Origin of the sequence: Plantactinospora sp. CA-290183 (genome assembly GCF_050936375.1) — a bacterium.
Classification (GTDB): domain Bacteria; phylum Actinomycetota; class Actinomycetes; order Mycobacteriales; family Micromonosporaceae; genus Plantactinospora.
Map to the genome: position 1 here is coordinate 1 of NZ_JBNJMX010000027.1, position 19,456 is coordinate 19,456.

The window sequence follows — 19,456 nt, forward strand, 5'->3', positions numbered from 1 at the left end:
TCCTACCGTCAGCTGGCAGCGCAAGGCGCTACCCGACCCTGGCGATCGGCCACCTCGGCTCGGCAGTCGCGCGCTGCGTCGGGGACGGATCGCGCTTCGGCCTCCGGGTCGACTACGTCGAGGAACGCGTCCCGCTCTCGACGATCGGGCCGCTTTCGGGATCAGGGACCGGCTGCCGGAGCACTTCCTCGTGATGAACGGGGACGTCCTCACCGACCTCGACTACGCCGACCTGCTGCACACCCACTCCTGTTCGGACGCTCCACTGACCGTCGCCACCTGCCGTCGCACCGTCCACGTCGACTTCGGCGTGCTCGCCGTGCAGGACGGCAGGATCGTCGAGTTCAGTGAGAAGCCCACCCTCGACTACCAGGTCAGCATGGGTGTCTACGCCCTCTCCGCCCGCACGATCGCCGCCTACCCGGAAGGGCTCGCGTTCGGCTTCGACCAGCTGGTGCTGGACCTGCTCGACCGTGACGAACGGCCGGCCAGCTACGACTTCCGGGGCTACTGGCTCGACATCGGCCGCCCCGAGGACTACGACGAGGCCAACCTGGCTTCGAGGCGCCAGTCGGTCTACTACTACCTGGTGCAGGCCAGCCAACGACCAGCGTGCTCCTCTTCGGCGCGTCCGGGTTCCTCGGCGGGCACGTGCGCCGGGCGCTCGCCCCGTACGCGTCGCTGACCTGCCCACGACGCGACCAGTACGACCTGGTGCGCTGCGAGGCCGCGGAACTCGGCGTACTGCTGCGCTCCGTCGCCCCGGACGTGGTGGTCAACTGCACCGGGCGGCTCGTCGGCGGCGCCGAGGACCTGGTCCGGGCGAACACCCTGGTCACCGCCAAGCTCATCGCCGCCGTCGCGGCGGACGCACCCGGGGCCCGGCTGATCCGGCTCGGGTCGGCCGCCGAGTACGGCGTGGTGCCGCGCGGGCACCTCGTGGCCGAGGACGACCCGGCGGTACCGGTCAGCGAGTACGGCGTGAGCCAGCTGGCCGCCACCCGGCTGGTCGAACTGGCCGGCGCCGCCGGTCGGGTGGACGGTGTGGTGCTGCGGGTCTTCAACCCGATCGGTCCCGGGTTGCCGGACGAGTCCCTGCTCGGCCGGGCGGGTGCGCTGCTGCGCCGCGGCACGGGCGCGGGGCACATCTCGCTGGGCTCACTCGCGGCGTACCGGGACTTCGTGGACGTCCGCGACGTGGCGTCCGCGGTCGCCGTCGCGGCGTTCGCCGAGACGCTGCCCGAACGCGTCTACAACATCGCCAGCGGTCGGGCGGTGTCGGCGCGGGACGCCGTGCTGCTGCTCGCCGAGACCGCCGGGTTCTCCGGTGAGATCCGCGAGGACCGACCGGCGCCGGAGCGCTCGGCGGCCGTCGGGTGGATGTGCGGGGACATCCGCCGCGCCGGGCGGTTGCTGCACTGGGTCCCCGCGTACGACTTCGCGGAGTCGGTCAAGGCCAGCTGGCTCGGGCCGGTCGGGTAGGTCGACGGCGACGCGTCCGGCGTACGGCGCGGTCGGCGAGGTGTCCGGCTCCCGGCAGCTGACCCGGCGGCCGGCCGGGCCGGCGGATCCCGCAGGACCGGTACGGCCGGGGTGTCCATTCGGAAGGAGCGGAAGAGTTGTACCGGAAAATTGGAGTGGTCGGACTCGGGTACGTCGGCCTGACCCTGGCCGCCGCGCTGGCGCGCAAGGGTTACCAGGTGTACGGGGCGGATGCCCAACCGGCGGTGCTGGCGGCCCTGCGCGACGGGCGGCCGCACATCTTCGAGCCCGGCGTCGAGGAGGCGTTCGCCGAACACCTCGGGCGGTCCCTGGTCGTCGGCAGCGCCCTGCCCGAGGACGTCGACGTCGCCGTCATCTGCGTCTCCACCCCCTTCGACGAGCAGGCGGGCCGGCCCGACCTGGGCAACCTCGCGGCCGCGGCCGACCAGGTCGGGCGGTGGTGCGGACCGGAGACCGTGGTGGTGGTCCGCAGTACCGTGCCGGTCGGGACGAGTCGCCGGGTGGTGCTGCCGCCGCTGCTGGCGGCCTGGGGTCGCGCCCGGCTGGTGATGGCTCCGGAGCGGACGATCCAGGGTCAGGCGCTGCGCGAGCTGGTCGAGCTGCCCCAGGTCGTCGGCGGGTTGGACGAGGAGAGCCTGCGGGCGGGGCTGGCGTTCTTCGCCGGATTCGCCACCCAGGTGGTGCCGGTCTCCAGCCTGGAGGCGGCCGAGCTGGTCAAGTTGGCGAACAACTGCCACACCGACCTGATCTACTCCTTCGGCAACGAGCTGGCGCTGATCGCCGAGCGGCACCGGCTCGACCCGCTGGAGGTCATCCACGCCGCGAACCTCGACTATCCCCGACCGGACCTGAGCCGGCCCGGGTACGTCGGCGGGGGCTGCCTGTCCAAGGACCCGTACCTCCTGGTCGACAGCGCCGGCGAGGCGGGCACGTTCCTGGTCGGCGCGGCCCGACGGCTGAACGAGTACCTGCCGGTGCACGTCGCGACCCGGGTGGTGGAGCTGATCCGGCAGGAGCGCGGCGCGACCGAGGGCGCCCGGTTGGCCGTACTCGGCTGGGCGTACAAGGGGTGGCCGCCCACCGACGACATGCGCGGCACCCCGATCGCCGCGATGATGCCGGTGTTCCGCGGTGCCGGACTGCTCGTGCAGGGGCACGACCCGATGGTCTCCGACGACGTGATCCGCCGGTACGGCGGCGAGCCGACCAGCCTCGACAAGGCCTTCGCCGAGGCCGACGCCGTGCTCGTGGTCAACGACCACCCCGACTACCGGGCGATCGAGGTCGATTCGGTGCTCGGTGGGAACCGGCCGAGGCTGGTCTACGACTCGTGGCGGATCCTCGACGAGCGCTCCATCACGGCCGCCGGCATCCGCTACGCCGGTATCGGCTACCTGCCGGCTCCGCTCGACAGCGCGGTGGCCGACGCCGGCGTGCCGACGGCGGGGGCATGATGCGGGCGCTCGTCCTCGGTGGTGCGGGCTTCATCGGCGCGCACCTGGCCGACCGGCTGGTCGCCGACGGGCACCGGGTGACCGTCGTCGACGACTTCTCCCGGGGCCGCGACGACCAGCGGCTGGCCGCGCTGCGGGCGCACCCGGCGGTCGACGTGATCTCCGCCGACCTGACCAGTGCCGACGCCTGGGCCCGACTGCCCCGGGGCTGGGACCAGATCTACCTGCTGGCCGCGGTGGTCGGGGTCCGCAACGTCGAGGCCGATCCGGCGCGGGTGATCCGGGTCAACACGCTCACCACGATGCACCTGCTGGACTGGGTGGCGCCCGGGGAACGGGTGTTCTTCAGCTCCACCAGCGAGGTCTACGCCGGCGGGGTGGACGCCGGCATCGTGCCGGTGCCGACCGGCGAGGACGTGCCCGTCATGGTGGCGGACGTGACGGCGCCGCGCTTCGCGTACGCGGTCAGCAAGCTCCTCGGCGAGGTCGCCCTCGTGCACGCCGCCCGGGCGAAGACCTGTCCCGCCGTCATCGGGCGGTTCCACAACGTGTACGGCCCGCGCATGGGTGCCGACCACGTCGTCCCGGAGATGTCGCTGCGGGCGCTGAGCGGGGAGGACCCGTTCCGGGTGTGGGGCTTCGACCAGCATCGCGCCTTCTGCTACGTCGACGACGCGGTCGAGGCGATGCTGCGGTTGATGGACTGTCCGGCCGCGGCCGGACAGATCGTCCACATCGGAAGCGACGCGGCCCAGACCAGCATCGCCGACCTGGCCAGGCTGGTGCTGCGGGTGGCCGGGGCGACCGCGGTGCTGCGGCCGATGCCCGCCCCGCCCGGCTCGGTCCACCGGCGCTGCCCGGACCTGGAGAAGCTGCGTCGACTGACGGGGTTCAGGCCGGCGGTGTCGCTGGAGGAGGGGGTGCGCCGCACCTTCGAGTGGTACCGGGACTGGCAGGCGCGCGAGGTCGGCCGATCCGTCCGGCCGCGGGCCGGGCACCGCGACGTGGACGCCGAGCCCGGACCGGCGGGTACCCCGGTGCGACCTGGCTGAGCGCCGGTCGTCGGGAAGAGCAACGGTGTCGAACTCCGTACGGGAAGCACCATCGGTGTCCCGGGCGTCGTCCTTCCGCCCCGACATCGAGGGTCTACGGGCGGTCGCGATCATCCTGGTGGTGCTGTACCACGCCGAGACCCCGGGATTCGACGCCGGCTTCGTCGGCGTCGACGTCTTCTTCGTGATCTCCGGTTATCTGATCACCGGGCTGCTGGTCAGGGAACGGCGGACGACCGGGCGGATCAACCTGTCCCGGTTCTACGCCCGCCGGGCCCGTCGGCTGCTACCGGCCTCGATCGTGGTGGCGCTCGCCACCTTCGGCCTGGCGAAGCTCCTCACGCCGCCGTTGGGGCTGCTCGACCTGCGGCGGGACGCCCTTGCCACGCTGGGCTACCTGGCCAACTACTGGTTCGCGGTGCGGGACACGGACTACCTGAACGATCACGTCGGGGCGTCGCCGTACCAGCAGTACTGGTCGCTGGCGGTCGAGGAGCAGTTCTACCTGGTGTGGCCGGCACTGCTCATCGGCGGTTGTTTCGTGCTGCGCCGGCTGGGGGTGCTGACCGCCGCCCGCGTGGTGGTCGCCGGCGTGCTCGTCGGGTCGTTCGGGCTCTGCGTGGTCCTGACGACGTTCGCCCAGCCGTGGGCGTTCTTCAGCCTGCCGACGCGGGCCTGGGAACTGGCCGTGGGCGGTCTGCTCGCCCTCCTCACCGGTCGGACGGGCCACCGTCCGGCGCGGTGGCTGCGGGCTCTCGGCTGGTGCGGTCTCCCGCTCGTCGTCGTCGCGCCGTCGCTGCTGGTGGGGCACGTGACCTTTCCCGGCTGGGCGGCGGCCCTCCCCGTGACCGGTGCGGCCCTGCTGATAACCGCGGGCACGGGTCGGCCCGGGCCGTTGCAGGCCGTGCTGGCCAGCGCGCCGTTGACCTTCGTGGGCCGGCTGTCGTACTCGGTGTACCTGTGGCACTGGCCGCTGCTGGTCCTGACCGGAGGAGTCCGCGGCGGTTCCCTGCCCGGCCCGGCCCGGGCGGCCGTGCTCGCCGGTACCGTGGTCGTCGCGTGGCTGACCTACCGGCTGGTGGAGAACCCGGTACGGCAGCATCGCTGGCTCGGCGCGCGGCCCGGATGGTCGCTGGCGATGGGCGCCGCCGGCACCGTGGCCGGCGCCGCCGTCGCCGTGCTGCTCGCGGTACCGCCGGCGCTGCACGTCGACCGTACGGCCGAATCCATCGCCGGCTCCACCATCGACCGGGCCGACTGGACCGGCTACGTGCCGAGCAATCTCGTCCCACCGCTGCGGTCCGCCGCCGCCGACTTCCCGCCCGTCTTCTCCGACGGCTGCCACGCGGACTTCCTGGACGAGGTCGTCCACGACTGCGTGTACGGGCGGGCCGACTCGGACGTCACCCTGGTCCTCTTCGGCGACTCGCACGCCGCCCACTGGTTCCCGCCGCTGAGAGCGGTCGCCGACCGGCGCGGGTTCCGCCTGGTGTCGTTGACGAAGTCCGGATGCCCGAGCGCGAGCGTACGGAAGACGAGCGTCTACCTCGGCCGGGAGTACCGCGAGTGCGACGAGTGGCGCTCCCGGGCCCTGGACCGGATCGGCGCCGAGCAACCGGACCTGGTGCTCCTCGCGAACAGCACCAACGCCACCCACGACGGGCCCGTTCCCCGCCACGAGTGGCTGGCCGGCCTGGCGCGGACGCTCGACCGGCTCTCCACCGTGCCGGGCCTGACGGTGCTGGCCGACACCCCCGCCGCCGACGTCGACGTCCCGAGCTGCCTGTCGGCCCGGCTCTCGGCCGCGATGTCCTGTGCGCTGCTCCGCTCGACCGCCGTCGACGCCGACCTCAGCCGCGCCGAGGCGGAGCTGGTACGCGGCCGGGGACGGCAGGTACTCGACCTCAACGACCACCTGTGTTCCGCGCGGGAGTGCCCGCCGATCATCGGCGACACGCTGGTCTACATCGACCGGCACCATCTCAGCCCGCAGATCACCCTGGCGTTGGGCGACGTCATCGAACGGCACGCGCTGGCGCACGTCGGCGGCGCCGGGCGGGCGGGCCGGAACTAGGGTCAGGTGCCTCGACCGGGCAGGCCCGGTACCGCCACCGGCCGCCGCGACCCCGGCGTGGGAAGCGGGGCCGTCGGCCGCAGCCACTGCGCCAGCCACACCACCGCGGCGAGGGGGAGGACGAACTTGATCAGGAACCACACGTTGTTGTCGAGGTCGGCGGTGGGCAGGAACGTGCACGCCCAGAGCATCGGGGCCAGCAGCTTCGGCGCCAGGGCCGCCTCCTGCCGCGCCCGCGCGTAGTACCGCCGGAGGAGCCGTACGACCATCCCCAGGAACGCGAAGGAGGCCACGCCGCCGAGGGGTCCGAAGTTCATGATGGCCTCCCCGGCGAGACCGTAGACCCGGCTCGACTTGATCCCCGACTCGAACGCCCTCGGCCCGAAGATCAGGTCCGTGCCGACCGCGACCTTGTCCCTCGGCCGTTCCGGCAGGATCGCCCGGGGCACCAGGAACGAGACGTCCCCGAGATAGGTGATCCCGTAGGCGGGCTCGGCGTCCGTGGTGCGTTGGCGGTCGAGCACCAGCGCCTGGATGTCGGCCCGGGAGAGGTCGCCCAGCAGGAGGGTGGGCACGTTCCGGCCGCTCTCGGTGGACAGTTCCTCGACGCTTCGGGTGCCCCGGGCGGCGTCGAGCACCTCCAGCCCGACGGATTTGTAGAGCCCGTAGACGTACATGAAGACGGCCAGGAACGCGACGAAGATGAAGAGGGACTTCCTGGAGACCCTCAGCACCAGCAGGTGGATCAGGGTCAGCCCGATCAGGATCGGCCAGATGGCGTTGCTGCGGCTGCCTCTCAGCCCGCCCACGAAGAACTGCGTGGCCGCGAGGCCGACCAGCACCAGGACCAGCGCCAACCGGTTCCGGGCGAGCTCGTGCCGCCAGCGTACGACGACGAGTGCGAAGATCAGCATCGGGAAGGCCTCGGCGATGATCAGCAGCCAGCCCAGCCCGCTGAGCTGGGAGCGTTCCGACCCTTCCGTCACGGTGCTCAGGTAGCCCGAAACCCCGCCCAGGGTGACGAGTTCGGCGCAGAACGCCAGTACGCTGACCGCGGCGGCGAAGAGACCGATCTTGTAGAACGCGTCCAGGTTGAACTGTCTGGACCGGCCTGTGGACGACCGCGCCCGGTCGGGGGCGGCCAGGACGAGTCGGTAGAGGCACAGGCCGACGGCGTTCAGCAGCCCCATCATGCCGAGTGCCTCCCGCCAGTCGGCGGGGCCGACGACGAAGCGGGGCCAGTAGTCGAGCATGACGTTCAGGATCGGCGCCAGGTAGAAGAGGTGGACGCCCAGCAGCCCCAGCACCGCCTGCGGGTCGAATATGTCGCGTCGGCGCAGCGTCCAGTCCACCGCGTCGATGCCGATGAGTACGCCGCACACCGTCACCGGGATGAGGAACCAGTGGCGGAGCCTCGGGTCGACCAGCGCCAGTGTGGTGCTGGTCGTGGTCACCAGGAGGCAGGAGAGAGCCAGGCTGGCGCCGTCGTCCCTCGGCCGCCACCTGGCGGTGGTCCTGCCGGGTTGGATCGGGTCAAGGATCCGGTGCGTACCGCCAACCGCGCTCACCTCAGCCCCCTGTCTTCTCGGTGTCTCGGTGTCTGGCCCCAGGTTCCGCCGCGCCGGCCGGCGCGGGGCATCGCCACGGGTTCACCGCGCATCTGTCCGCCACAGGGCTCTCCACTCCCGCACCGCACGATCGAGCAGGAACGGCGACGACCGGAGACTCTGGCGGATCTCCCGGCGGGCGCCGGCGGACGCCCGGGCCTGTCGCATCGCGGCGTCGGCCCAGCGGTCCGGGCCGGCCGACAGCGGCAGCAGGCTGAGCCCGCACACGTGTGCGGCCAGTTCCCGCAGGCACGGCAGGTCCGTGGCCACCACCGGCACGCCGGCGGCCAGGGCTTCCAGGACCACGCCGGGCATGCCCTCCCAGTGCGAGGGCAGCAGCAGTACGTCGGCCGCGGCCAGCGCCGAGGCGATCTCCTCGGTCTCGCCGGCGAGCACGACGTACGGGTCGTCGCCGATCCGCGGGTGGGCGGACGTGAGGTCGTCGGTGCCGCCCGGACCGACGGCGAGCAGCCTCGTCTCCGGCCACCGCGCACGGACGGCGCGGTGCACGTCGACCAGGAACGGGCGGTTCTTCACCGCCGCGGCCCGCCCGATGTGCAGCAGCACGGGGTCCTCGGCCGGCAGGTTCCACCGCTCACGCGCGGGCCGGCGCTCCCAGCCCTCCACCCGCTCGACCGAGACGCTGTTGTAGAGCACCCGGTAGCGGGCGTCGCGCAGCGGCGGGGCGGCGAGTCCCAGCGCCGCGGCGGTCACCCCCACGACGTCGGTGGCGGTGCGGCGCAGCAGGTGTCTGAGGAACGTCCGCCGGACCCGCCACGGCAGCGTGTCCGGCCGCCCGTCGCCCTCGCTCCACATCCGCGCCACCCGTACCGGCACGCGGGCGGCCTGCGCCAACAGCAGGACGACCGCGCTGGTCAGGCTGACGTGTGCGACGACGACGTCCGGGCGGGCCGACCGCAGTCCCCGCAACAGTCGGGGCGCGAAGGAGTGCACCGGCGAGAGCGGGCACTGCCGGACCAGGGCGCCGGCGGCCCGGAACTCCTCGGCCAGACTGCCCTCCCGCCCGCCCAGCGTGATGAAGGTCTGCTCGACCTCGTCCGGCGGTAGCGAGCGGCAGATGTCCAGGGACACCGTCTCGGCGCCGCCCCGGTCCAGGCTGCCGATGACGTGCGCCACCCTGACGGGTCGGCGGGGCGGCGGAGGTGGCCGGTTCGGGGTCTGCTGCTGGATCCGGCCGCTCACCGGACGGCACTGATCGGGTCGGGTCGACGATGCGGGTCGCCGGAGTTGACCAGGTCCAAGTCGAGCCTCCGTTGCTGTACGGCCGGAGCGGCCATGAGCGTTCTATCAGCTCATCCGTGCCGTTCCGGGGATTTTCACGAAGTACGGGCCAACTTTCGGCCATTTGTCATATATCGGGGAGGTGCGTGCGGTATCCGGGCGCCAGGGCGTTTCCGGGACCATCGCAACTCGTTGCCCGTGATGTGGTCGTCCCGACGCGTCACCAGGTGAACGTCGGTTGCCACCCCCCAGTGACGACGAGGGAGCGACGTTGACTGCACTGTTTGCCGATCGCCGGGTGCTCATCACCGGCGGCACCGGCTCCTTCGGCCAGACGATGACCCGCCGGCTGCTCGACCGCGCGGTGGGCGAGGTACGGGTGCTCAGCCGCGACGAGGCCAAACAGGACGCCATGCGGCGGACGCTCTGCGACGACCGGGTCCGCTACTACGTCGGCGACGTGCGGGACCACGACACCGTGCTCCGGGCGACCCGCGACGTGGACTTCGTCTTCCACGCCGCCGCGCTCAAGCAGGTCCCGTCCTGCGAGTTCTTCCCCCTGGAGGCGGTCCGCACGAACGTGCTGGGCAGCGTCAACGTGGTCGAGGCGGCCGAGCGCAACGACGTGGGCTCCGTCGTCATGCTCGGCACGGACAAGGCGGTCTACCCGGTGAACGCGATGGGCATGACCAAGGCCCTGATGGAGAAGGTCGCCCAGGCGCACGCCCGGAACAACCGGGGGAGCCGGACGACGATCTCCAGCGTCCGGTACGGCAACGTGATGTTCTCCCGCGGCTCGGTCATCCCGCTCTTCATCGAACAGATCAGGGCCGGCCGGGCGCCCACCGTCACCAACCCGTCGATGACCCGGTTCCTGATGTCCCTGGCGGACTCGGTCGAGCTGGTCGAGCACGCCTTTCTGCACGCCCGGCCGGGGGACATCTTCATCCGCAAGGCCGGCGCCTGCACCGTCGGGGACCTCGCCGTCGCGCTCTGCCAGCTCTTCGACGTGCCGGCCAAACTGGACCTGATCGGGGTACGGCACGGCGAGAAGCTGCACGAGACGCTGGCCAGCCGCGAGGAGCTGAGCCGGGCGGACGACTTCGGCGACTTCTTCCGGGTACCGGTCGACGACCGGGACCTCAACTACGCCCGCTACGTCTCGGAGGGGGACCCGAAGGGCGTGCACGGGACCGACTTCAACTCCGCCAACGCGCCCCGGCTGGCCGTACCGGAGATCGGGCAGTTGCTGCGCACCCTGCCCGAGGTACGGGCCGAGCTGGCGGCCCGCGATGCCGCCCTGGTGTCATGAGGCTCGCGCTGACCGGTGCCGGCGGCTTCCTCGGCTGGCACGTACGGGTCCTGGCCCGGGCCCTGGGCTGGCCCGAGCCGGTGGCCGTGACCCGGGCCGAGCTGGCGGAACCGGCGCTGGTCGCGGCGAAGGTCGGCGGTGTGGACCGGCTGCTGCACCTGGCCGGGGTCAACCGCGGCGACCCCTCCGACGTGGCGGCCGGCAACGTGGAACTGGCCGCGACGCTCGCCCGGGGGCTGCGCCGGTGCGGGCACCCGCCGAAGAGCATCGTCTTCGCCAACTCCGTGCAGGCCGGCAACGGCACCCCGTACGGCGACTCCAAGTCGGTGGCGGCGGACACCCTGGTCGCCGCGGCGGCCCAGGCGGCCGCCGGCTTCGTCGACCTGCGGCTGCCGAACCTCTACGGCGAGCACGGCCGGCCGCACTACAACTCGGTGGTGGCCACCTTCTGCCGCACCCTCGCCACCGGCGGTGCGACGGAGGTCCGCGACGACCGGGAACTGGCGCTGGTGCACGCCGGCGACGCCGCCGCCCGGCTGGTCGACGCGCCCGCGACCGGCGCCTGGGACGCGAGCATGCCGGCGCTGCGCACCGGCGTACGGGCCCTCGCGGACCGGCTCGGGGACATCGCGGCGACGTACCGCAGCGGCGAGATCCCGCCGTTGCCGGACCGGCACGAGGTCCGGCTCTTCAACACCTACCGGTCGCACTGCTTCCCGGCGCACTACCCGCTGCCGCTGACCCGGCACGCCGACCGGCGCGGCGAACTGGTCGAGGTGGTCAGGGCGCACGGCGGTGCCGGGCAGACCTTCTGTTCCACCAGCCACCCCGGGGTGGTCCGGGGTGAGCACTTCCACCTGGCCAAGGTGGAACGCTTCGCGGTGCTGCGCGGCACCGCCGAGATCAGCCTGCGCCGGATCGGGCACACCGAGGTGACCCGCTTCGCGGTCAGCGGCGAGGAGCCGGTGGTGGTGGACATGCCGACGATGTGGGCGCACAACATCGTCAACACCGGCACCGACGAACTGCTCACCCTCTTCTGGTCCAACGAACTCTTCGACCCGGACCGTCCGGACACCTATCCGGAGCCCGTCGGCGACCGGGTGCCGGCGGTGGTCGGATGAGCGGCGGCGCCGGGGCGGGCCGGTCCGCCGCGACCCGGGTGATGACCGTGGTCGGCACCCGACCGGAGATCATCCGGCTCTCCCGGGTGCTCGACCGGCTGGACCGGACCGTGGACCACGTGCTCGTGCACACCGGGCAGAACTGGGACCGGACGCTGTCGGAGGTCTTCTTCACCGAACTCCGGCTGCGCCGGCCCGACCGCTTCCTGCGGGTCGACACCTCCTCGCTGGGGCGGGTCCTCGGCGGGGTGCTGATCGGCATGGAGGAGGCGATCGAGGAGCTGCGCCCGGACGCGCTGCTGGTGCTGGGGGACACCAACAGCTGCATCGCCGCGCTGATGGCCCGCCGGATGCGGATCCCCGTCTACCACATGGAGGCCGGCAACCGCTGCTTCGACCTCAACGTGCCGGAGGAGACGAACCGGCGGCTGGTGGACCACGTCGCGGACTTCAACCTGGTCTACACCGAGCACGCCCGCCGCAACCTGCTCGCCGAGGGGCTGCACCCGCGGCGGATCACGCACACCGGCTCGCCGATGCGCGAGGTGCTGGAGCACCACCGTACGGACATCGCCGGCTCGACCATCCTGGACCAGCTCGAACTGGAGCCGGACGGCTACTTCGTGGTCAGCGCCCACCGCGAGGAGAACGTCGACCAGCCGGAACGCCTGCACCGGCTGCTGGAGTGCCTGCGCGCGGTCCGGAGCACCTGGCGGCTGCCGGTGCTGGTCTCCACGCACCCCCGCACCCGCAAGCGGCTGGAGGCGCTGACCGCCGACGCCACCGCGCTGGACGGTGTCGCCTTCCACGAGCCGTTCGGGCTCTTCGACTACGTGCACCTGCAGACCCGGGCCCGCTGCACCCTGTCGGACAGCGGCACGATCAGCGAGGAGGCGGCGATCCTCGGGTTCCCGGCGGTGACGCTGCGGGAGTCGATCGAGCGTCCGGAGGCGCTGGACGCCGGTGGCATCATCATGACCGGCCTCGATCCGCAGGGTGTGGTCGAGGCGATCTCGGTCGTGGTCGACCAGGTCCGGGCCGGCGGCGTGCCCTGTCCGGCGGACTACCGCGTCCCGGACACGTCCCGCCGGGTGGTCGACTTCATCCTGTCCACCGTCCGCCGCCACCACGAATGGGCCGGCATCCGGCGCTGACGGCGCCGCCCGTCCTCAGCGGTGACCGGCCGACCCGGTCTCCTCGATGACGTCGGCGACCCGGACCGCCGAGGTCCGGTTGTCGAAGAGCCGCAGGGCGCGTTGCCGGGCCCGCTCGCCCCAGGCCGCCAACCGGCCGGCGGCGAACTCGCGGTGGGCGGTCGCCAGCGCGGCGGCCAGCGCGGCCGGGTCACCGCGCGGCACCACCCAGCCGGAGGACTCCTCGACCGTCTCGGGCAGCCCGCCGGCGTCGCTGACGATGCTGGGTACGCCCATCGCGCTCGCCTCCAGGACGGCACCGTGCCCCTCGGAGAGGGAGGGGCTGACGCTCAGGTCGGCGGCCCGGTGGCAGGGGCGTACGTCGGCCAGCGACTCCAGCCAGGTGACGCTCGGGTCGGTGGCCACCCCGTACCGCTGGACGAGGTCGCGGCGGTACGCCTCACCGGCGGCGGTCCACCCCGCGCCGACCAGCAGCAGGTGCGCCCGCGGATGCCCGGCCCGGAAGGTCTGCCAGGCCGCGAGGAGGACGTCGTGGCCCTTGATCGCCCGCCCCCGGTGCGCCAGCCGCTTCGGCGGGTAGACGTACGCCACCATGACCACGAGGAACGCGTCGGCGTCGATGCCGAGTTCGGCCCGGGACTTGGCGCGTACCTCGTCCCGGCCGGCGCCGGCGGGGTCGTCCGGTGCGGTCGTCCGGGGCGCCGCGAAGTGGGCCGGGTCGACGCCGTAGGTCGCCACGGGCCGGCGGGCCGGCGGGCAACCCAGTGCGCCGTAGAGCCCCGAGGTGTGCGCGGTGCCGCAGATGGTGACGTGGTCGAGCCGCCACAGCAGGCGTTCGACCGGCCGGATCAGCGGCGACTCCAGGAACAGCGGTCCGGCGACCATGTGCACCCGGCGTACCGGTAGGCCCAGCGTGGCCACCCGGGCCGCGAGCGCCGAGGCGTACAGGTGGTAGTGCAGCACGTCGGGCCGGAGCCGGCGGACGAGCCGGCGCAGCCGCCACAGCCCCCGCAGGGTCGCCGGGTCCGGCCGGAACCGGAAGTCGAAGGGCGAGCCGAGCACGTCGAAGCCGTGCCTGGTCAGCTCCGCGGTCAGCCGGCCGGAGCCGGGCGGCAGCACGACGACGACCTCGTGCCCCCGGCGACGCAGCTCGGTCACCTGCGGCAGGATCCACATCCCGCCGCTGTTGGTCTTCAGCAGGACCGCGATCCGAAGTCGTCGCCGCACCGCTGGTCCCTCCTCTCCGACGGGCTCGGGCGCGCTGCTCACCTCGCCGGCACTCCCTTGACCACCGCGCCGGCCGGCGGCTGTCCCGGACGACGCAGGCGCTGGCGCCGACGGTCGCGTCCGCGCCCACCCGCAGGCCCTGGAGCACGGCGGCGGCGGCGCCGATCAGCACCCCGGCCTCCAGCCGGCAGTCCCCGGAGACCGCGGCGAGCGGGTTGACCGAGACGTGGTCCGCCAGCACGCAGTCGTGCGCGACGGTCGAGTTCTGGTTCAGGTGTACGTGCCGGCCGAGGGTGACGTTCGTGGTGACCCGCGCGCCGGCGAAGACCACCAGGCCGTCTCCGGCCACGGTGTCCGGCCCGAGGGTCGCGGCGGGATGCACCAGGCTCGCCACCGGCAGCCCGTAGGTGTCGACGCGCTGCCCGACCGTGCGCCGTACCCGGGGATCGCCGAGCCCGACCGCGACGTGCGTGCCCGGCGTGGCCTCCCGCAGCCACTCGACCGGCCCGAGGTACGGCACCCCCAGCCGGTGCAGCCGCTTCTGGTTCAGCTCGGACGGACAGTCGTCCAGGAAGCCCAGCATCCGCCACTGGGGCCCGGTGACCGACGCCGCGTTGACCGCCCGGACGATGTCGAGCAGTTCCCGGCCGTGGCCGCCGCAGCCCACGATGACGAGGTCCAGCGGCATCCGGCTGCCCCGGGTCATCCGGTGGACCGATCCGCCGGCGCGCCGCGGTGCCCCGACGGGTCGGGCCCGGCGCCGCCGCCCACCGTGGCGGTGTCCTGTTCCGGCGCGGAGGCCTGGCCCGGTAGCTGGCCGGTGCCGACGAACTCGCCGGCGGTGGGACTACCGGGCGCGGTGATGCCGCGCCGCCGGAGCACCGCGCCGACGGTCTCGACGAGGATGCGCAGGTCCAGGCCGAGGCTGCGGTGGTCGACGTACCACACGTCGTGCCGGAACCGCTCCGGGAACGGCAACTCGTTGCGGCCCCGCACCTGGGCCAGTCCGGTGATGCCCGGCCGTACCTCGTGCCGGCGGGCCTGGACGGGGGTGTACCGGTCCAGGTACTCCACCAGCAGGGGGCGGGGTCCGACCAGGCTCATCTCGCCACGGAGCACGTTCCAGAGCGTGGGCAGCTCGTCCAGGCTGGTGGAGCGCAGCCAGCGGCCGAGCCCGGTCAGCCGCTCGCGGTCGCCGAGCACGCCGGCCGGGGGGTCCGCCGGGCGCATGGTGCGGAACTTGACCAGCTCGAACGGCTCACCGTGCCGGCCGGGCCGGACCTGCCGGAACAGCACCGGCCGCCCCATCGTCGCGGCGATCGCGACGGCCACCGCCACCACGAGCGGCGCGGTGAGGACGAGCAGCAGGGTTGCGGCGACGAGGTCGAGGAGCCGCTTGCCGCGCTCGTACCCGAGCCGGCCGGCGCGGTCCCCGGCGACCGTCGGGGCGCTACCGGCGCCGGGGGCGGTGGATCCGCCGGCGTCCAGGGTGTCCGGTGCGGCGGTCACCGCCGGGCCTCCAGGAACGCGCTGACGGCGTCGAGGACCCGACCGATCTGCGGCTCGGTCAGGGCGGATCCGCTGGGCAGGGTGAGGCCCTGCTCGAACAGCCGCGCGGCGGCGCCGGTCAGCGCGGACCGGGCCGAGGCGAAGACCGGTTGCAGGTGCATCGGCTTCCAGACCGGCCGGGTCTCGATCTGCCGGTCGGCGAGGTGGGCGGCGAGTTCGGCGGCGTGCCAGCCGGCCCGGTCCGGGTCGACCACGACGACGCTGAGCCAGCAGTTGGCTCCGGGGTCGTGGTCGCCGAGCAGGCGTACGCCGGGCACCGCGGCGAACAGCTTGGCGTACCGCTCCCGCAGGTCCCGGCGGCGGGCCATCATCTCGTCGAGCCGGGCCAACTGCGCCCGGCCGAGGGCGGCGAGCACGTTGCTGAGCCGGTAGTTGTAGCCGATCTCGGTGTGCTCGTAGTGCGGCACCGGCTGGCGGGCCTGGGTCGCCAGGTACCGGCAGCGGTCGAGCAGCGGGCCGTCGTCGGAGACCAGCATGCCGCCGCCGGAGGTGGTGATGATCTTGTTGCCGTTGAAGGAGAGGGCCGCGACCCGGCCGAAGGATCCCGCCGGGCGTCCCCGGTAGGTGGCACCGAGCGCCTCGGCGGCGTCCTCGATCACCGGCACGCCCACCGCCGCGCAGATCGGCAGCAGCGCGGTGTAGTCCGCGCAGGCGCCGAACATGTCCACCGGGATCACCGCGGCGATCCGCTCGCCGGCGGCGGGCAGCCGGTTGAGCAGCTCCGCCAGCAGTCCGATGTCGATGTTCCCGGTGGTCGGGTCGCAGTCGACGAAGACCGGCTCGGCGCCGGTGTACGCCACCGCGTTCGCGGTCGCGACGAAGGTCAGCGTGGGTACCAGGACCACCGTCCCCGGGCCGGCGCCCAGGGTCAGCAGCGCGAGGTGCAGGGCGGCCGTCCCGGAGCTGACCGCCACCGCGTGCCGGGTGCCGGCCCGGTCGGCGACCTCGCGCTCGAACGCCGCCAGCTCGGGACCGGCGGGTGCGACCCACCCGGAGCGGATCGCCCGCAGGACGTACGACTCCTCCAGCGCCCCGATGTCGGGGGGTGACAGCAGTATCTCGGCGGTCATCGGGTGGCGGCACCCGCCGGGCGGGGGTGGGCAGCAGGGCGCGGGAACCGGCGGAAAGTCACGGGGAGTGCCTCCGAACGCAAAAGCCACTTAGGGGGATGAACCGGTTCTACCAGGCTCAACTATGGCTCTAACGGCTCGACCCCGGTTTTTCGGCGGTTCTCACCGAGAATTCGGGTACGGCGCACGATGCCGGCGATATCCCGCCAGAGCGCCGCATGATCCGGCTAGTCTGACCGGTTGCCCGCCACCCTCAGGCCGGCATGACCGGCAGGGTGAGGGTGAAGGTCGTGCCCAACCCGACCTGGCTGGCCACCCGGATCGAGCCGCCGTGGTCGGTGACGATCTGCCGGACGATGGCCAGGCCGAGCCCGCTGCCACCGGTCGCGCGGCCACGGGCCGAGTCGGCCCGCCAGAACCGGTCGAAGACCAGCGGCAGGGCCTCGGCGGCGATCCCCGACCCGGTGTCCGAGACCCGTACCACCGCCGTGTCGTCGGAGCGTTCGGCACTGAGGGTCACGCTGCCACCCCGACCGGTGGCCCGGAGCGCGTTGGTGATCAGGTTTCCGAGCACCTGCCGCAGCCGGTCCGGGTCGGCGTAGACCGAGATCGACCCGGCGCTGACGGTCAGCGAGACTCCCGCCGACTCCGCCCCGGCCCGGTGGGCGGTGCGGCAGGTCTCCAGCAGCTCGGCGACGTCGACCGGCCCCCGGTGGTACGCCAGGCTCCCCGCCTCGGCGAGAGCGAGTTCCTGGAGGTCGTCGACGATGCGCTGCTGGAGTACGGCCTCCTCGTGTAGCGAGGCGAACAGCTCCGGATCGGGGTTGACCACCCCGTCGGAGAGCGCTTCCAGATAGCCCCGCAGATTCGCCAGCGGGGTACGCAGCTCGTGCGCGACGTCCGCCACCAGCCGCCGCTGGCGCTCCTCCCCGCGCTGGAGCGAATCGGCCATCCGGTTGAACGAGCGGGCCAGCTCGGCCAGCTCGTCGTTGCCCTCCACCGGAACCCGGCTGGACAGGTCACCGCGCCCGAGCCGCTGCGACGCGGCGGTGAGGGTACCGATGGGCCGGAGCACCCGGTGACTGAGCAGGGCCGTCGCGATGACCGCCACCGCCGCCACCCCGGCCGCGGCGGTGAGCAGCGGAGCCGCGACCAGGGACCGCCCCTGGTCGCCGACGCCGAGGAAGACCCGGGCCGGCGCCGGGGCGAACTCGTGGGTCCGGGCGCTGAACACCTCCGCCAGGCAGTCGTGCCCCGGCTCCGGCCCGTTGACGGGCGGGCACTGGGCCACCCGGGCCAGGTCATCGTCGAGCGCCCGGGGCGACTCGAAGGTCAGTTGCTCACACTGCTTGATCAGTTGGGAGGCGGCGGGAGCGCCCACGTCGGGTTCGAAGTGCGGCACCCCGTACTCGTCGGCCGTCTGGGTCACGGTGACGTTCCTGCGGGTCAGGCAGGCCGCCATCCGCACGTCGGTCCGGTACCGCTGGATGGTTTTGGCGGTGATCGCCGCCGCGTTCTCCCGGACGTCGGAGAGGTCGAGCGTGGGCCGGGGGTTGACGAAGCCGTTCATCGGACCCAGGCTCCGGGCCGAACGGTGCTCCTCGTGGTCGGTGTCCACGATCACCTGGCCCGACTCGGTGACCAGGTGGATCCGCTGGCCGGTCTGCTCCCGCAGCCCCACGACGAGATCCCGTACCCCCTCCCAGGTGCCGTGCCGGCGGCCGTAGTCGGTCAGCGCCGCGGTGACCTGGTCGAGCTGTGCCCGGTCGGCGGTCTCCGAGTCGAGCTGCCGGGAGGCCTGGTGCAGGGTCAGCCAGGCGGTCGCGGCGGTCGCGCTGACCGCGACGAGCATGATCAGACCGAGTACCCGGAACCGGAAGCTCACGGCCGGCGGTCCGTCCCGGCCCGCTCGTCCGGCACCCGGGCGCCGGGGCCCCGCCCGGCGGGCGGCTCCGCCAGCCGGTAACCGCGACCGAAGACCGTCTGGACGTAGCGCGGTTCGGCGGGATCGGCCTCGATCTTGCGTCGCAGGTTCATCACGTGCGCGTCGACGGTGCGTTCGAGCACGTAGTGGTCGAAACCGAAGGCCCGGTCGATGATCTGTGCCCGGGTGAAGGCCCGGCCCGGCTCGCCGGCCAGCACCTCCAGGATGCCGAACTCCTTCGCGGTCAGCGTGACGAGCCGGCCGCCGATCCGTACCTCGAACCGGCCGGGGTCGACCTCCAGGTCACCCACCCGCAACACGGTCTGGTTGCCCCCGCTCAGCACGCCGGCGCGGCGCAGCAGGGCCCGTACCCGGGCGGCCAGCTCCCGTGGGCTGTACGGCTTGGTGAGGTAGTCGTCCGCCCCGACGTCCAGCCCGTGCAGCACGTCGTCCTCGGTCGTCCGGGCGGTCAGCAGCAGGATCGGCAGGGTCGACTCGGCCCGCAGGATCCGGCAGACGTCGAGCCCGTCCAGCACCGGCATCATCACGTCGAGGACCGCCAGATCCGGGCGGCGGGTGCGGCACTGCTCCAGGGCGGCGCGGCCGTCACCGACCACCAGCACGCTGTGCCCCTCGCGTTCGAGGTAGAGCCGGACCAGGTTGGCCTGCTTCGGGTCGTCCTCGGCGACCAGTATCCGCGCGCTCATGATTCCCCATTCTGCCTGCTCATGGCGGGGTCGATTAGAGCCGCAGAGCGGTGAAGAAGTGATGAAGTCGGCATGCGGAAGCCGTCGGGGCCGGCTCGCGGGGGCCGAGGCACGACTTCTTCACCACTTCCTTTACGAAATCTCGACAACCTGCTCCGTATGGTGCCGAGCATGATGGAACGACCGGGGGCATCGGAAGTGGCCATGATCGCCCACGTTGGCCGGCCGGCCGGCTGGAACGAGCGACGCTGGCGGGCGGCCCGCCGCCGGATCCGGGAGACTCTCGCGGTACGCCGGGCCGGCGCGGCGGCCGGGCAGCGGGACAACCCGCCGTCGGCGGGCCGGTGGGACCGTCCGGCACACCCGGCGGTCGAACCGGGCGACCACTAGAGTCGTCCCGACCGGCCCCGCCAGGGTGGGCCGGGCCGAGGGGAGTG

16 protein-coding genes and 1 pseudogene are annotated in these 19,456 nt (G+C 73.0%); 9 read left to right on the forward strand and 8 right to left on the reverse strand.

Going from position 1 to position 19,456, the window contains the following annotated elements; translation table 11 throughout:
- The 5 genes from ACQEUR_RS22805 to ACQEUR_RS22825 all read left to right on the forward strand — a co-directional run.
- Positions 1–685, forward strand: a 685-nt coding sequence (locus ACQEUR_RS22805; protein ID WP_433034630.1) for a sugar phosphate nucleotidyltransferase, incomplete at its 5' end; no start/stop codon positions are given.
- Positions 613–1,482 (forward strand): NAD-dependent epimerase/dehydratase family protein, encoded by an 870-nt coding sequence (locus tag ACQEUR_RS22810; protein WP_433034632.1) that lies wholly within the window; start codon positions 613–615, stop codon positions 1,480–1,482. The genes ACQEUR_RS22805 and ACQEUR_RS22810, both read left to right, overlap by 73 nt.
- Before the next feature lie 137 nt (positions 1,483–1,619).
- Complete coding sequence (locus tag ACQEUR_RS22815; RefSeq protein WP_433034634.1) at positions 1,620–2,957, forward strand: nucleotide sugar dehydrogenase; 1,338 nt, start codon at positions 1,620–1,622, stop codon at positions 2,955–2,957.
- Positions 2,954–4,009, forward strand: a complete 1,056-nt coding sequence (locus ACQEUR_RS22820) for an NAD-dependent epimerase/dehydratase family protein (RefSeq protein WP_433034636.1) — start codon at positions 2,954–2,956, stop codon at positions 4,007–4,009. Before ACQEUR_RS22815 ends, ACQEUR_RS22820 begins: the two co-directional genes overlap by 4 nt.
- A 25-nt stretch (positions 4,010–4,034) precedes the next feature.
- The gene (locus tag ACQEUR_RS22825) at positions 4,035–6,083 is read left to right on the forward strand and encodes an acyltransferase family protein (protein WP_433034638.1); all 2,049 of its coding nucleotides are present in this window, start codon (positions 4,035–4,037) and stop codon (positions 6,081–6,083) included.
- Positions 6,084–6,085: 2 nt separating this feature from the next.
- On the opposite strand, the gene ACQEUR_RS22830 is transcribed toward ACQEUR_RS22825, so the two are convergent.
- Together ACQEUR_RS22830 and ACQEUR_RS22835 are read right to left on the reverse strand one after the other, a co-directional pair.
- On the reverse strand, positions 6,086–7,537 hold the full coding sequence (locus ACQEUR_RS22830; protein WP_433034640.1) for a hypothetical protein: 1,452 nt from the start codon (positions 7,535–7,537) through the stop codon (positions 6,086–6,088).
- A 195-nt stretch (positions 7,538–7,732) separates the two neighbouring features.
- Positions 7,733–8,893 carry a glycosyltransferase gene (locus ACQEUR_RS22835; RefSeq protein WP_433034642.1) on the reverse strand — a complete coding sequence of 387 codons (1,161 nt, stop codon included), beginning with the start codon at positions 8,891–8,893 and terminating at the stop codon, positions 7,733–7,735.
- Between the two features lie 310 nt (positions 8,894–9,203).
- Here ACQEUR_RS22835 and ACQEUR_RS22840 point away from each other — a divergent pair, with 310 nt between their 5' ends.
- From ACQEUR_RS22840 to wecB, 3 genes are read left to right on the forward strand one after another with little or no spacing between them, the layout of a single operon-like run.
- Positions 9,204–10,244, forward strand: a complete 1,041-nt coding sequence (locus tag ACQEUR_RS22840; RefSeq protein WP_433034643.1) for a polysaccharide biosynthesis protein — start codon at positions 9,204–9,206, stop codon at positions 10,242–10,244.
- The gene (locus tag ACQEUR_RS22845) at positions 10,241–11,368 is read left to right on the forward strand and encodes an NAD-dependent epimerase/dehydratase family protein (protein ID WP_433034645.1); all 1,128 of its coding nucleotides are present in this window, start codon (positions 10,241–10,243) and stop codon (positions 11,366–11,368) included. The genes ACQEUR_RS22840 and ACQEUR_RS22845 overlap by 4 nt, the downstream gene beginning before the upstream one ends.
- Positions 11,365–12,522 (forward strand): non-hydrolyzing UDP-N-acetylglucosamine 2-epimerase, encoded by a 1,158-nt coding sequence (gene wecB / locus ACQEUR_RS22850; RefSeq protein ID WP_433034647.1) that lies wholly within the window; start codon positions 11,365–11,367, stop codon positions 12,520–12,522. Before ACQEUR_RS22845 ends, wecB begins: the two co-directional genes overlap by 4 nt.
- 15 nt (positions 12,523–12,537) lie before the next feature.
- Here wecB and ACQEUR_RS22855 read toward each other — a convergent pair whose 3' ends face one another.
- From ACQEUR_RS22855 to ACQEUR_RS22880, 6 genes and pseudogenes are all read right to left on the reverse strand, one after another.
- On the reverse strand, positions 12,538–13,749 hold the full coding sequence (locus ACQEUR_RS22855; RefSeq protein ID WP_433034649.1) for a glycosyltransferase: 1,212 nt from the start codon (positions 13,747–13,749) through the stop codon (positions 12,538–12,540).
- Positions 13,750–13,879: 130 nt separating this feature from the next.
- Positions 13,880–14,455, reverse strand: a pseudogene (locus ACQEUR_RS22860) (sugar acetyltransferase); the annotation flags it as partial.
- On the reverse strand, positions 14,452–15,258 hold the full coding sequence (locus ACQEUR_RS22865) for a sugar transferase (protein WP_433034651.1): 807 nt from the start codon (positions 15,256–15,258) through the stop codon (positions 14,452–14,454). The gene ACQEUR_RS22865 and the pseudogene ACQEUR_RS22860, both read right to left, overlap by 4 nt.
- Positions 15,255–16,388: a DegT/DnrJ/EryC1/StrS family aminotransferase gene (locus ACQEUR_RS22870; RefSeq protein WP_433034653.1), complete on the reverse strand. Its 1,134-nt coding sequence runs from the start codon at positions 16,386–16,388 to the stop codon at positions 15,255–15,257. Before ACQEUR_RS22870 ends, ACQEUR_RS22865 begins: the two co-directional genes overlap by 4 nt.
- Positions 16,389–16,641: 253 nt before the next feature.
- Positions 16,642–18,273 (reverse strand): sensor histidine kinase, encoded by a 1,632-nt coding sequence (locus ACQEUR_RS22875; protein ID WP_433034655.1) that lies wholly within the window; start codon positions 18,271–18,273, stop codon positions 16,642–16,644.
- Positions 18,270–19,019 carry a response regulator transcription factor gene (locus ACQEUR_RS22880; protein ID WP_433034657.1) on the reverse strand — a complete coding sequence of 250 codons (750 nt, stop codon included), beginning with the start codon at positions 19,017–19,019 and terminating at the stop codon, positions 18,270–18,272. Before ACQEUR_RS22880 ends, ACQEUR_RS22875 begins: the two co-directional genes overlap by 4 nt.
- A gap of 204 nt (positions 19,020–19,223) precedes the next feature.
- Here ACQEUR_RS22880 and ACQEUR_RS22885 point away from each other — a divergent pair, with 204 nt between their 5' ends.
- The gene (locus ACQEUR_RS22885; RefSeq protein ID WP_433034658.1) at positions 19,224–19,409 is read left to right on the forward strand and encodes a hypothetical protein; all 186 of its coding nucleotides are present in this window, start codon (positions 19,224–19,226) and stop codon (positions 19,407–19,409) included.
- The last annotated feature ends 47 nt before the right edge of the window (positions 19,410–19,456 follow it).